General features: G+C 58.2%; 12 protein-coding genes. 7 read left to right on the top strand and 5 right to left on the bottom strand.

Going from position 1 to position 13,933, the window contains the following annotated elements; translation table 11 throughout:
* The first annotated feature begins 226 nt into the window (after positions 1-226).
* The 5 genes from secA (at position 227) to ACOYW0_RS25300 (ending at position 6,675) form a co-directional block, all read left to right on the top strand.
* Positions 227-2,752, top strand: coding sequence for a preprotein translocase subunit SecA (gene secA / locus ACOYW0_RS25320; RefSeq protein ID WP_482416469.1), 2,526 nt, complete (start codon positions 227-229; stop codon positions 2,750-2,752).
* Positions 2,753-2,924: 172 nt separating this feature from the next.
* A complete protein-coding gene (gene clpS, locus ACOYW0_RS25315) occupies positions 2,925-3,245 on the top strand; it encodes an ATP-dependent Clp protease adapter ClpS (protein ID WP_180146447.1) in 321 nt (106 codons plus the stop codon).
* Complete coding sequence (clpA, locus tag ACOYW0_RS25310) at positions 3,242-5,485, top strand: ATP-dependent Clp protease ATP-binding subunit ClpA (RefSeq protein ID WP_482416468.1); 2,244 nt, start codon at positions 3,242-3,244, stop codon at positions 5,483-5,485. Before clpS ends, clpA begins: the two co-directional genes overlap by 4 nt.
* 12 nt (positions 5,486-5,497) lie before the next feature.
* Complete coding sequence (gene aat / locus ACOYW0_RS25305) at positions 5,498-6,193, top strand: leucyl/phenylalanyl-tRNA--protein transferase (protein ID WP_482416467.1); 696 nt, start codon at positions 5,498-5,500, stop codon at positions 6,191-6,193.
* A gap of 146 nt (positions 6,194-6,339) precedes the next feature.
* A complete protein-coding gene (locus ACOYW0_RS25300; protein ID WP_482416466.1) occupies positions 6,340-6,675 on the top strand; it encodes a histidine triad nucleotide-binding protein in 336 nt (111 codons plus the stop codon).
* A gap of 45 nt (positions 6,676-6,720) precedes the next feature.
* Here ACOYW0_RS25300 and ACOYW0_RS25295 read toward each other — a convergent pair whose 3' ends face one another.
* From ACOYW0_RS25295 to ACOYW0_RS25280, 4 genes are all read right to left on the bottom strand, one after another.
* Positions 6,721-7,839: a SprT-like domain-containing protein gene (locus tag ACOYW0_RS25295; protein ID WP_482416465.1), complete on the bottom strand. Its 1,119-nt coding sequence runs from the start codon at positions 7,837-7,839 to the stop codon at positions 6,721-6,723.
* 91 nt (positions 7,840-7,930) lie between these two features.
* Positions 7,931-8,359: an ACT domain-containing protein gene (locus tag ACOYW0_RS25290; RefSeq protein ID WP_482416464.1), complete on the bottom strand. Its 429-nt coding sequence runs from the start codon at positions 8,357-8,359 to the stop codon at positions 7,931-7,933.
* A 125-nt stretch (positions 8,360-8,484) separates the two neighbouring features.
* Complete coding sequence (locus ACOYW0_RS25285; protein ID WP_482416463.1) at positions 8,485-9,786, bottom strand: phenylacetate--CoA ligase family protein; 1,302 nt, start codon at positions 9,784-9,786, stop codon at positions 8,485-8,487.
* 443 nt (positions 9,787-10,229) lie between these two features.
* Positions 10,230-11,009, bottom strand: coding sequence for an enoyl-CoA hydratase/isomerase family protein (locus tag ACOYW0_RS25280; protein WP_482416462.1), 780 nt, complete (start codon positions 11,007-11,009; stop codon positions 10,230-10,232).
* Positions 11,010-11,465: 456 nt separating this feature from the next.
* Here ACOYW0_RS25280 and ACOYW0_RS25275 point away from each other — a divergent pair, with 456 nt between their 5' ends.
* A complete protein-coding gene (locus tag ACOYW0_RS25275; RefSeq protein ID WP_482416461.1) occupies positions 11,466-12,215 on the top strand; it encodes a tyrosine-protein phosphatase in 750 nt (249 codons plus the stop codon).
* A gap of 61 nt (positions 12,216-12,276) precedes the next feature.
* On the top strand, positions 12,277-13,290 hold the full coding sequence (galE, locus tag ACOYW0_RS25270; protein ID WP_482416460.1) for a UDP-glucose 4-epimerase GalE: 1,014 nt from the start codon (positions 12,277-12,279) through the stop codon (positions 13,288-13,290).
* Between the two features lie 88 nt (positions 13,291-13,378).
* Here the strand turns inward: galE and ACOYW0_RS25265 are convergent, their stop codons facing one another.
* The gene (locus tag ACOYW0_RS25265; protein ID WP_482416459.1) at positions 13,379-13,870 is read right to left on the bottom strand and encodes an SHOCT domain-containing protein; all 492 of its coding nucleotides are present in this window, start codon (positions 13,868-13,870) and stop codon (positions 13,379-13,381) included.
* Positions 13,871-13,933 lie beyond the last annotated feature (63 nt).

Raw genomic sequence — 13,933 nt, 5'->3', positions numbered from 1 at the left:
TATCCCCGTTTTGTACAACTATGTGGCGGATGCCGGATCCCGGCTGTCCATGGGCTTCCCTCGTGCTGACAGGATCAACGTGAGCCGCCACCGAAGGTCCCCCCATCGTCATGGGCCTCCCATGACGTCCCCCGGTCCCACACATGGCAACCGTCCGTGTGGAAAGGCCATCAATTGATGATCGTGAAATTGAAAACGGTTTCCCGCTGAGAGAGGAATGCAGCCGATGCTGATAAAATTACTGACCCGTCTGTTTGGAACAAAGAATGACCGTGTGGTCAAGCGCCTTGCCCAGGTGGTTGAGCAGATCAACGCCTTCGAGGCCACATACAAAGCACTGGATGATGCAGCGCTCAAGGCGTTGACCCCCGCCTTCAAGCAGCGGTATGCCGACGGAGAGTCCCTGGACGATCTTCTTCCCGAAGCCTTTGCCGCCGTCAGGGAAGCCTCATGCAGGGTCCTCGAAATGCGGCACTACGATTGCCAGCTCATCGGTGGCATGGCCCTTCACAACGGCATGATCGCCGAGATGAAAACAGGGGAAGGCAAGACCCTGGTGGCCACCCTTCCGGCCTATCTCAATGCCCTCACCGGCAAAGGGGTCCACGTGGTCACCGTCAACGACTACCTGGCCAGCCGAGACGCCGAGTGGATGGGGCAGCTCTACAGCTTCATGGGTCTCACCGTGGGCAAGATCGTCCACGGCCTGGACGATGCCGAGAGAAAGGCCGCGTACAACGCCGATATCACCTACGGCACAAACAACGAATTCGGCTTTGATTACCTCCGCGACAACATGAAGTTCACCAAGGAACAGCTGGTCCAGCGGGATCTCAATTTTGCCATTGTGGATGAGGTGGACAGTATCCTCATCGACGAAGCCAGGACGCCCCTTATCATTTCGGGCCCTGCCGAGCAGTCCACCCAGCTTTACGGGCTGGTGGACAGCATCATGCCCCTGTTTAAAAACGAGGTGGATTACACCCTGGACGAGAAGAGCCGCAGCGTGACCCTCACCGAGGAGGGGGTTCAGAAGGCGGAAGAGAAGCTCAATGTGGAGAACCTTTTTGATCCCTCCAACATCGAGATCCTTCACCACGTGAATCAGGCCCTGAAGGCCCATGTGGCCTTTAAGCGCGACACCGATTATATCGTCAAAAACGGCAAGGTGGTCATCGTCGATGAGTTCACCGGCCGCCTCATGGAAGGGCGTCGCTACAGCGAAGGCCTTCACCAGGCCCTGGAGGCCAAGGAGAAGGTTCGCATTGAAAACGAGAACCAGACCCTGGCGTCCATAACCTTCCAGAACTACTTCCGCATGTACGACACCCTCTGCGGCATGACCGGTACGGCCATGACCGAGGCCGAAGAGTTCATGAAGATCTACAGCCTCGAGTGCCTGGTGATTCCCACCAACAAACCCCTGCTCCGTAAGGACATGCCGGACGTGATCTACAAGACCCGCAAAGAAAAATTCGATGCGGTCATCGAAGAGATCATCAGCGTCAACAGAAAAGGGCAGCCCGTTCTGGTGGGCACCATCTCCATCGACATGTCCGAGCAGCTCAGCAAGAAACTGAGCAAGAAGGGCGTCAAGCACGAGGTCCTCAACGCCAAACACCACGGCAAGGAAGCGGAAATCGTTGCCATGGCGGGCCAGAAAGGGGCGGTGACCATCTCCACCAACATGGCCGGCCGAGGCACGGACATCGTCCTCGGTGAGGGCGTCACCGAGCTGGGGGGGCTCTATATCCTCGGCACCGAACGCCACGACAGCCGACGTATCGACAACCAGCTCAGGGGCCGTTCCGGTCGCCAGGGCGATCCGGGTCTCTCCCGCTATTTCCTCTCCCTGGAGGACGACCTCCTGCGCATTTTCGGCGGGGAGCGTATCACCACCATCATGGAGCGCCTCGGCCTCGAAGACGGAGAGCCCATCGAACACCGGCTCATCTCCCGGGCCATTGAAAACGCCCAGAGAAAAGTGGAAGGCCATAACTTCGATATTCGAAAGCACATCCTCGAATATGACGACGTGATGAACAAACAGCGCGAGGTGATTTACCGTCAGCGACGCGATGCGTTGCGGGGCGGAGATCTCCATGAAGATGTGGAGCGCATGGTGGAGGGGATCTCCTGGGATATTGCCTCGGCCATCGCCGTGGAAAAATCCCTTCCCGCATCCTGGGACTGGGAGACCTTTGCCCAGCTCATGGGGAGCCACTTCAACACCACCCTTACCGTGGATGCCTCCGGCAACGGCCTGACCAAGGAGAAGCTGGCCGAAGAGGTCCTGGCGCATGCCATGGGCATCATGAACGGCAAAGAGGCCCTCATCGGGACAGATCAGTTCCGTCAGCTGGAGCGTTACGTGATTCTCCAGACCGTGGACAACCACTGGAAAGACCACCTCCTCTCCATGGACCACCTCAAGGAGGGCGTCGGCCTCAGGGGCTATGCCCAGCAGAACCCGCTGATCGTCTACAAGAAAGAGGGTTTTGAGATGTTCCAGGCCATGATCGACAGGATTCAGGAGGAGGTGGTGGCCATCCTTTTCCGGATTCAGATCGCCGAACCCGAGCAGGTGGAAGAGGTCAATCCGGAGCGGACCCAGGCCAACCTTTCGTACTCCCACACAGACAGCGGCGCTGCAAAGCAGCCCGCGCGCAGCGCGGACAGTAAGGTGGGTCGAAACGATCCGTGTCCCTGCGGAAGCGGCAAGAAATACAAAAAATGCTGTGGCAGGTCCTGATCCTTTGGACCGTTTTTTTCAACGGAAGCATCGATGATTCCCTTAAAGGGCAAAGGTATGCGGGGATTTTTACCCTTCAGCCGATCCCCTGGCCCTCGCGATCGTCGATGCTTTTTTGCCTTGTTCTGTGTTATAATTTTAACCATAGGATTTCAGGGGGAATGAGTGACCAATGGCCGAGAATCATCCCGATCTGCACGAAGAGTTGGATGTCGACAGGGACACCAGGCTGAATGAGCCTCCCATGTACCGGGTCTTCCTTGTGAACGATGACTATACTCCCATGGATTTTGTGGTGGATATCCTGATGACGGTTTTTCGTAAATCGCAGGAACAAGCGACGGAGATCATGCTTCATGTTCATCACCAGGGCAAGGGATTGTGCGGTATTTACACGTACGAGGTAGCTGAAACCAAGGTGGATACCGTCCATGAACTGGCCGAGGAGAACGGCTACCCCTTGCGAAGCGTTATGGAGAATAACGACCTATGATAAGCAGAGAACTCAGCGCAACCTTGGGCTTTGCAGTTCGAGAAGCCAAAAAACGACGCCATGAATATGTCTGCATAGAGCATGTGCTGTTTGCCATCCTCCATGATCCCACAGGCATAGATATCATCGAAAGCTGTGGCGGCGATACCATTGAACTCAAAAGCAAGGTGGACACCTTCCTTCAGGAGAAGATCGAGAAACTCGCAGGCTCCGAAGATTATGTGCTCCAACAGACCTTAGGGTTTCAGCGCGTGATACAAAGGGCCGTATCCCATGTGCGCTCTGCCGAGAAAAAAGAGGTGGAGGTGGGCGATGTCATTGCCTCCATTTTCCAGGAGAGGGACTCCCACGCCAGCTATTTTCTGGAAACCGAAGGGGTGACCCGACTCTCCGTGCTTCGCTATATCTCCCATGAACAGGAGCAGAAGCAGACACCGGCCGGAGACGGACAGCCCGGTTCCGAAGGCGGTGAGGCCCGTGACGACAAGGAAGAGACTGATCCCCTGAAGCTCTACACCGTCGATCTTGTGGAGCGGGCCCTTGACGGGCGCCTGGACCCCCTCATCGGGCGGACCAAGGAGATGCAGCGCATCATCCAGGTTCTGTTGCGCAGGCGGAAAAACAACCCCATCTTCGTGGGGGACCCCGGGGTCGGAAAGACCGCCCTTGCCGAAGGCCTCGGCCAGATGGTGGCCTCCGGTGTGGTGCCCGAGCCTTTGAAAGATACGCGTATTTTTTCCCTGGACCTGCCTGCGGTCCTTGCCGGCACCAAGTTCCGGGGAGACTTTGAAAAGCGCATGAAGGGCGTCATCGAAGCCCTGAAGGCCATTCCCAATGTGATTCTCTATATCGATGAGATCCACACCGTTGTGGGGGCCGGGGCCACCAGCAGCGGGTCCATCGACGCCTCCAACATGCTCAAGCCGGTCCTGGGCAACGGAGAGCTGCGCTGCATGGGCTCCACCACCTATGAAGAGTTCAAGAACAACTTTGAAAAAGACCGGGCCCTGTCCCGCCGGTTCGAAAAAATCGATATCAGCGAACCCAGCGTGGCCGAGACCGTGGAGATCTTAAACGGGCTCAAGGATCGGTTCGAGGCCCACCATCAGGTGGAGTATACCCCCGCGGCCATTGAAGCTGCAGCCGATCTCTCCTTTAAGCACATCAACGACCGCCACCTCCCGGACAAGGCCATCGACGTCATCGACGAGGCCGGGGTGATCAAGCGCCTCGACGAGGCGGACGCCACCCACAAGGTGCGTGTCTCCGATATGGAGAAGGTGGTGGCCGTTATCGCCAAGATTCCGGCACGCAGCGTCTCCAAATCCGATCGGGATCGCCTCAAGACCCTCGACAAACGCATGAAACACGCCATTTTCGGTCAGGATGAAGCCCTGGGCGGTCTCATCACCGCCATCAAGCGCTCCCGCGCCGGGCTCTCCATTCCGGACAAGCCCATCGGCTCCTTTCTCTTTTCCGGCCCCACCGGCGTCGGGAAAACCGAAGTGGCCAAACAGCTGGCCCTTAACCTGGGCGTGGAGTTTTTGCGCTTTGACATGAGCGAGTACATGGAAAAACATGCCGTGGCGAGGCTCATCGGGGCCCCTCCGGGGTATGTGGGTTTTGAGCAGGGCGGGCTTCTTACGGAGCGCATCCGCAAGACCCCCCATTGTGTGCTGCTTATGGACGAGATCGAAAAGGCCCATCCGGACCTCATCAACATCCTGCTTCAGGTCATGGACCACGGCACCCTGACGGACAACAACGGCAAGAAAGCCGATTTCCGCAACGTGATCATCCTCATGAGCTCCAACGCAGGGGCCCGGGAGATGAGCACCAAGACCATCGGCTTCGGAAGCCCGGACAGCGAGATCGAGGGCAAGGGGCGTTCGGCCATCGAACGTATTTTCAGCCCTGAATTCCGCAACCGCCTGGACGCCATCATCACCTTCAACCCCTTGTCTGAAAGGGTGATGGAGATGATCGTGGACAAGTTCATGACCGAGATGAAAGGCCAGCTCGCCGAGCGAAAAGTGCAGCTTAAGTTGACGCCCAAGGCGCGGAACTGGCTCGCCGTCAAGGGGTATGACCCCGATTACGGGGCAAGGCCCCTGGGCCGCCTGATCCAGACCACCATCAAGGATCGGCTGGCAGACGAGCTGCTGTTCGGCAAATTGTCCAAGGGCGGCACCGTGACCATCGGGTTCCGGCGTGATGAGCTCACCTTCAGCTACGCGTAAAGGTGACGATGCATGCCGTTGTTTCAATTGTCCGAGCAGTTGACCTTTCCACCCCCTGAGTTTTCCCGTGAGGACGGGCTGCTGGCCCTGGACGGTGACCTGACGGTGCCACGCCTGATCCTTGCCTATTCCATGGGCATTTTCCCCTGGTATTGTCCCGGTGAACCCATTCTCTGGTGGTCTCCCGACCCCAGGCTGGTCCTTTATCCCGAAAAACTCGTGGTGAACCGTTCCCTGCGCAAGACCTTGAAGCGGGGACGGTACCGGGTCACGATGGACCGTGCCTTTGCCGAGGTGATTTCAAATTGCGCGTCGGTGCCCCGGGGGGATGAGGATGGGACCTGGATCGTTGACGAGATGCAGGCGGCCTACCTGGCCCTTCATCGCGAAGGCTACGCCCATTCCGTGGAAGCCTGGGACGGGGATGAGCTGGTGGGCGGGCTCTACGGTGTTTCCCTGGGGCGGGGCTTTTTCGGGGAGTCCATGTTCTCCCGAAAATCAGACGCGTCCAAGGTCTGTTTTGTCCGGCTTGTGCGGTTCCTGCAGGCGGAGGGGTTCCGGTTCGTGGACTGCCAGGTGACCACAGATCACCTCCTGCGATTCGGTGCCGAAGAGATTCCCAGGAGTCGTTTTTTAAGGGAGCTGGACGAGGCCCTCACCGCCGATGACCTCATCGGGTCATGGGCGGATATGTTTTACGAACGATGACCTGTCATAACGGCGCGGCGGCGCCCTTCAGGCGCTGCAGGGCCGTTTTTTGCGAATAATGATACATAACGAAACTCTGCCTCAAATTCGTCATGTGTACTTTTTAATCTTGGCATGATCCTAATGGAAACGAGAAAGGAGAGGCTGTGGCTGCTGACTGCATTTTCTGTAAAATTATCGGCAAAGAGATTCCTTCGGAGTTTATCTACGAAGACGAGGACATGATCGCCATCCGGGACATCAACCCAAAGGCCCCGGTGCACCTTCTCATTATTCCCCGCAAGCACATCCGGAGCATCAACGACATCGAGGCGTGTGACGAAGCGCTTATCGGACGGATGATGACCGTGGCCAGGGGACTGGCCGAAAAAGAGGGGACTGCCCAGTCCGGATACCGTGTGTTTTTCAATGTGGAGAAGGGCGGCGGCCAGGAGGTGTTCCACCTTCACCTGCACCTCGTGGGAGGGTTTGACCGCGCTTGATCTTTTATGCGGTGCCGCCGTCGGATAGACAGCGGCACCGGCTTATCAGTCGGTGAGAAGGGCACCATTGGGTGCCCTTTTTTTGTTGAGTCCCGGGCGGATGGTCATGCGGCGTCCCGCTTCCCTGCCTCGTCCGATGAGCTCTGTATCAACCCGTCGGACCCTCCGGCTTCGGGTGGCAAGCCTCGGGTAGCGCTGTTCGATGTAAGCGTCGAGTACCGGGTCTTTGACCACCTCGGGGAGGAGAGAGGTGGGCCGTTTTATCTTCTCCGCCCCCAGTTTTTGTGAAAATCCCGCCACAACCCCTTCCGCATAGTCGCTTTTGCGTAGCCGCCCGAGTTTTTGCCCCCTCTCTTTCTGGAGCTCTGTCCAGCTGCGGTCGATGAAGTCCAGGATAAAGGTGTAGACATACTCCGCCGTGAGCACGTGGGAGCGGGCCCCGCTCACCTCCAGCACCCGGCCCATCTTCCCTTTGTCCACCACACAGGCCATGGCCCAGACACAGCGGACAAAGTAGTGCTCGGTAAGGAGGTTGGCCAGGGCATAGAACTCCCGGTGGTGGCGCAGGGCGGGGTGGCCCAGGAAGAGGGTGGTGTATCCGTCCTGGGGCTCGGCAGCCTCCGGGGTGTCGATGCGGTGCTTTTCCATGAGAGCCTGGGCCTTGGCAAGGGCCGCTTCGGACTCGTGGGGGTTGCTGCTTTTGGCCAGGGCAAAGAGCTTTTCGATGCGCCGCGAAAGGGCCTCTTCCGGGGAGGGGTGGCCCGCAACAAGCCGCTCCCGCAGGGTGGGGTAGGTGCCCGAAGCCTTCGGGTTGGCTCCGAGGAGCACGCAGGCCTTGCGGAACCCCGGGCCATGGGGCGGCTCCTCCCTGGCATGGAAGAGTTCATGGGCTGCCTGGTGGGCCATTTCATGCAGGAGCACTTCCCGCACGGCATCCCAGGGGTGGTGGAGGATAAAATGGCGGCTGAAGGAGATCTCGCGCCGGTTGACGTTCCAGTGGGCCAGGGTGCCCCTGGCATCGTTGAGGGAAAACAGCGGGGGGAGCAGGCTGAGGATCCCCGGGTCTCCGTTGCAATCGCGGGCAGAGGTCCACTCCAGGTGAAGGCCGTGGAGCAGTTTGCGCTCAAGGTCAGCCGAGGGCTGTTGGGAATGTGATTCAGCCATGGGGCGGGTAACTCCAAATGAAAAAAGCGGCTCCCCAAGGGGATCCGCTTTTTTTAATAATCATGGAACGCGGGGTGTCTCTCCTGCGTGCTTACAGCGAGGCGACCTCGCTTGCCTTGTAGACGCGGATCCCCTCTTTTTCGAGGACTTTTACGGCGTCGTCGATGTTGTCGAAACGGAAGATCATGACCGCATGGTCCCCGCTCTGCTGCAGGGCGTACATGTACTCCACGTTGATGTCGGCATCGGCAAGGAGAATCAGGATGCGGTTGAGGCCTCCGGGCTTGTCCTCGACAGCCACGGCTGCCACGCTGGTTTTTCCAACGGAGAAACCGCTTTCCTTCAGGGCTTTTTCCGCTGCTTCATTGTCGTCGACAATGAGCCTGAGCACACCGAAGTCTGTGGTGTCCGCAAGGGAAAGTGCGCGGATATTCACAGAGGCGGCAGAAAGAATCGTGGTCACTTCGGCAATGCGCCCGCCGGTGTTCTCTAAGAAAATGGATATCTGTTCAACGCGCATCAAAGGCCTCCTTTCATGAGCATCGTAATGAATAAAATACGTGATGGCTATGTCGATCAACCTGTGTGGCCGGGATAACCGAATACCGGGTCGGCCGGTCTCCGATTATCTCCGTCCGTATCGGTTTATCGCTTCCGGTTATCAATAACTCTTACCGCTTTTCCTTCACTCCTGGCAATGGATTTCGGTTCCACCAGCATCACTTTGGCAGACACGCCGAGGTATTCTTTGATATCCTTGGCGATTTTTTTCTCCGTGGTCTGGAGCATTCTGATCTCATCGGCAAAGAGGGTTTCGCTCACCTCCACTTTCACCGTGAGGGTGTCGAGGGTGTTCTCGCGATCCACGACCAGCTGATAGTGGGGAGTGGTATCGGAGCTCTTCATGAGAACGCTTTCAATCTGTGAGGGGAAGACGTTGACCCCTCGGATGATGAGCATGTCGTCGGTTCGGCCGCTGACCCGCTTCATGCGGATGTGCGTTCGGCCGCAGACGCAGGGCTCGGGGTGCAGGGAGGTGATGTCCCGGGTCCTGTAGCGGATGATGGGGAAGGCCTCCTTGGTGATGGAGGTGAACACCAGCTCCCCGGTCTCACCGTATGGCAGGGGCTCTTCGGTGACAGGATCGATGATCTCGGGGATGAAGTGGTCCTCGAAAATGTGGAGCCCGTTTTTGGCTTCGTGGCACTCGATGGCAACACCGGGGCCCATCACTTCGCTGAGGCCGTAGATGTCCACGGCGTCGATGCCCAGGGTCTCTTCCAGCTCGCGCCTCATGCTTTCGCTCCAGGGCTCGGCACCGAAGATGCCGAACTTGAAGTTCAGGTCGGAAAAGGAGAAGCCCATCTCCTGGGCCACTTCGGCCAGGTGCAGGGTGTAGGAGGGCGTAGCCGTGAGGATGGTGGGGCCGAAGTCCTTCATGATAACGATCTGGCGCTTGGTGTTGCCCCCTGAGACGGGGATGACGGATGCCCCGAGTTTCTCGGCGCCGTAGTGGACCCCCAGGCCGCCTGTGAACAGTCCGTAACCGTAGGCGTTGTGGATGATGTCGCCTCGGGTGGCGCCCCCTGCGCAGAGGGCACGGGCCATGAGGTCGGACCAGTTGTCGATGTCCCGGCGGGTGTATCCCACCACGGTGGGCGCGCCGGTGGTACCGGAGGAGGCGTGAATGCGTACCACGCTCTCCATGGGCACGGCAAACATCCCGTACGGGTAGTTGTCCCTGAGGTCCTGCTTGGTGGTAAAGGGAAGCTTGGAGAGGTCTTTGAGAGAGCGGATATCCGCAGGGACGATGCCTGCCTCTTTGAACTGCTTCTGGTAAAAGGGAACCTTTGCGTAGACATTCTCAAGGGTGGTTTGAAGTCGCCTGAGCTGAATCGCTTCCAAGGCTTCCCTCGGCATCGTTTCAAAATCAATATCGTAAATCATGCGAGCTGTCCTCTCCCGACGGTGGGTATGGGTGGTGACCGTGACGTCAAAAAAACCGGATCACAACACAGGGTATCCGTAAGAAGTACGCTGACGGATGCTGGTGTGGAAGGCGGGGTCCCATGGGGTCACGGCCGTGTGTGTCAATCATATCGTTACAGTTAACAGGTCATAAATGATTCACCTGCAAATGTCACTTAAAAAAACTTTTCAAATATAAAATCGGACGGCCGAAATATGAACACATACAACGAGATGGAGGGTATTTCTTAAAGGACGGGGGAAAAGGGTGTTCCCTGGGACGGCAACGGAGGGTGATGGCGGGTAACTGTCCGGGCTGCCGGGAGAAACAGGCCGGCTCCCGAAGGCGAATGCCCGACAGCCGGAGAGCGGCCGCCGGGCGAGGACGCGACGGGGGCGTGGGACCCGCCGCCCTGGTTGGATCAGGCGTTGAACACAGGCTTGCGTTTTTCAAGGAAAGCGCTGGTGCCCTCTTTGGCATCTTTGCCGGAAACGCAGGCGGCAAAGGCCTCCACTTCAATGGCGCACCCTGAAGGCAGGTCCACGTTCAACCCCTCGTTGACGGCTTTCTTGGCTGCACGGACCGGAACGCGGCCCTTGGACGCAATGGCCTCGGCGGTCTTCATCACCTCGTCCATGAGGGCCTCGGGGGCCACGACCTTGTTGACCATGCCGATCTCTTTGGCCTCTGCTGCAGAGATCATCTTTCCGGTGAGGATCATCTCCTTGGCCAGGTTGGCGCCGATGGCCCGGGGAAGTCTCTGGGTGCCGCCGTAGCCCGGGATGAGGCCGAGGGTGATTTCCGGAAGGCCGAATTTTGCCGCTTCGGACGCATAAATAAAATCAGAGGCCAGGGCCATTTCACTGCCTCCGCCCAGGGCAAACCCGTTGACGGCTGCGATGACAGGAATTTCCAGCTCCTGGAGTTTGCCGATGGCCTTGTGGCCTTTTTCAGAGCAGGCCTTGCCCTGTGCGGCGTCCAGGGTGGCGAGTTCGGTGATGTCCGCACCGGCCACAAAGGCTTTGTTCCCTGCCCCGGTGAGCACGAGCACATGGATGTCCTGCTGGGCGGCGATGTCGTCGAGGGCGGCGGAGAGTTCGGTGAGGAGTTTGTCGTTCAAAGCGTTCAGGGCCTTGGGGCGGTTGAAGGTGATGGTGGCGACGTTTTTTCCCGCTGTCACAAGAATGGTTTCGTAAGACATGAAGAACCTCCGAAAGATATAGATAAGATGAGTAGCACTATGTTTCAGTCATGAACCGAAAGATACGGTGTTTTGCGTCGGGACGCGTCCGATGGGCATGACATCAATTCCTTACCCTGAACAACGTATGACTATAAGGGAAACTATGAGGCATGAAAAGAGAAATATTGCGATGCGACAGCTGAGCGGGAACCGGGGGGAGTCGTTCGAACCCACGAAAGTCGGGGCTGTTCGGAGAAAATGTATTGCCGTAATCGCAAGTTGTGGTTACACTGAATCGTGGTGGATTCAGTACAGAAGTGACGACGGTCGGCCCTTGAAAACGACCCTATCCCGCCATGTGGACCGCACCGCAGATGCTTGGGACGCCTGCATTCGTGTTGATTTATTGTGACAGCCCGAGCCATGCCTTGACGCCAGCCGGCGATTTCAGTTGAGATACGAGGATATTACCCAATGCAGCACACCCGTTGGACGGATATACATTGCCATATACTACCCGGAGTGGACGACGGCTCCGATGATATGGCAGAAACCCTGGTGATGGCTGCCCAGGCAGACAAAGGGGGCACCTCCTGTATTGCCGTCACCTTTCACGCCGGGGTGGACCTTCTGGATGCCCTTTGCTATCGTCCCCTCATCGACAAGCTCAACCGTCGTTTCCGGGAGGAGGGCATCGGGGTGACCCTGGTGCCTGGGGCCGAGGTGGTGGCCGGTTTCATGCCGGACAACCTGGAGGATTTTACCATCAACGGGTCGCGGTATCTTCTGGTGGAGTTTCCCAGTAGCCATCTTCCCCGGGTGGCGGTGCCTATTTTAAGGGCCTACCTTGACCGGGGGCTTCATCCCATCATCGCCCATCCGGAACGAAACCCGAGCATCATCAGGGATCCGAATCGCCTCTTTGAGATGGTTGCCGAGACCGGTTCCCTGGTGCAGGTTACTGCAGACAGCGTGGCCGGAACCTTTGGCCGGGAGATCGCTTCGTGTGCCCGCTACCTTCTTAAAAAGGGAGTGGTGGATATCATGGGCTCGGACGCCCACGATGAGAATTACCGGACCCCGGATATGAGCGACGGAGTGAAGGCGGCCTCCAAGGTTATCGGCGAGAAGGCCGCCCTGAGGCTGGTCAGGGAGAATCCCCTGGCCGTGGTGGAAGATTGCCCTGTGGAGGGCCGCTCTCCCTCCGTTGTCAGGGCGTTGTAGCCTACTTTATCAACCATACGGATACGCCCTTGCCTTTGGGCAACGGCAGAGAGGATAGATTATGCATGTACTGGTCACAGGCGGTGCCGGGTATATCGGCAGCCACACCTGTTTGGAGTTGCTTGAGTCCGGCCACCGGGTCACGGTGGTGGACAACCTGTCCAACAGCTCGGAAGAGTCCCTGCACCGGGTCCGGAGTTTGACGGGCAAGTCCCTGGAGTTCGTGGAGGGGGACCTGCTGGACGAAGCCGTTCTGGATGCCCTGTTTTCTTCCCATCGGTTTGATGCTGTGATCCACTTTGCCGGGCTCAAGGCCGTGGGCGAATCCGTGGAGATGCCCCTGGCCTACTATCAGAACAACCTCACCGGTACCCTGAACCTGCTCCACGCCATGGACAGGGCCGATGTCAGGAACATCATTTTTTCTTCTTCGGCCACGGTGTACGGAGAGCCGGAGACGGTCCCCATGGATGAGAGCTTTCCGCGAAGCGCCACCAACCCCTATGGCCGGTCGAAACTCATCGTCGAAGAGATGCTCGAAGACCTTTTGGTGGCGGACAGCTCCTGGCGTGTTGTGCTCCTTCGGTATTTCAACCCCGTGGGTGCCCATGAGAGCGGGCTCATCGGGGAAGACCCCAACGGCATCCCCAACAACCTTATGCCCTATATTGCCCAGGTCGCCGTGGGAAAACTGGAGTGCCTGAGCGTCTTCGGGAGCGATTACCCCACCCATGACGGCACCGGAGTGAGGGATTTTATCCACGTGGTGGATCTGGCCAAGGGCCATCTGTGCGCCCTGAAGCCCACCGACGAAGCCCCGGGGCTCCATGTCTACAACCTGGGCACCGGCCAGGGCTACAGTGTCCTGGACATGGTGGCGGCCTTTGAAGCGGCCTCGGGGAGAGCGGTCCCCTACGTGGTGGCGCCCCGGAGGCCCGGGGACATCGCCGTGTGCTACGCGTCACCGGACAAGGCGTGGAATGAGATCGGCTGGCGGGCGGAAAAGGGGGTGGAGGCCATGTGCCGGGACGCCTGGCGATGGCAATCGCAGAACCCCGACGGATACGCCATATAACCGACAAGGTGTAACACCCAATTAAAAAAGCCCCGATTCGCATGCCGTGCGGATCGGGGCTTTTGTTGTCTGAATCATGGACGGGCGTTTAGTTGATGATTTTTTTCTTTGCCTTGTTGTACTCGTCCAGGGTGATGAGGTTGTTGTCCAGCAGGTGAGCCAGCTCCATGAGCTCGGTGACGTGGCTGGAAGGGGGCAAAGCATGGACGGTGGCGGGCCGGGGCGGCGCACCCGCATCAATGGCCAGGGGCTGCTGGGGGTTGGGATCCTCCACGCGAACGGATGCCAGGCCGCCGAGGACACTTATCTCCACGGTTTTTCCCTGGAGCATGGGCAGGGAAAGAATCTCTCGGAGGGCCTTTCCTTCGGTCTTCATGCGCTTGTAGATGAGGTAAGCGGACAGGCCGATGAGGCTGACCCCACCCAGAAAAATCCAGGGCAGGTAATTGACGAGGCCTCGGAAGAAGAGGACAAAAAAGCAGAGGGCGACGATGAGGAGGATATGCCCGCCCAGGATGAGGTAAACCATAAAGAGGCTTTTCATCACCCCGGGAGAATCGGTGCGTTTGTTGCTTTTCATGCGTTCACATCTATTGCTTGCCGAAGGATTCACGCCGTATCCGCCGCGCCGGAGCATTGCCGA

It is taken from the genome of Desulfoluna sp. HI9BLuna (assembly GCF_056829775.1).
Note: the sequence above shows the minus strand (reverse complement) of the source record. Positions and strands in the feature narration are given on the sequence as shown.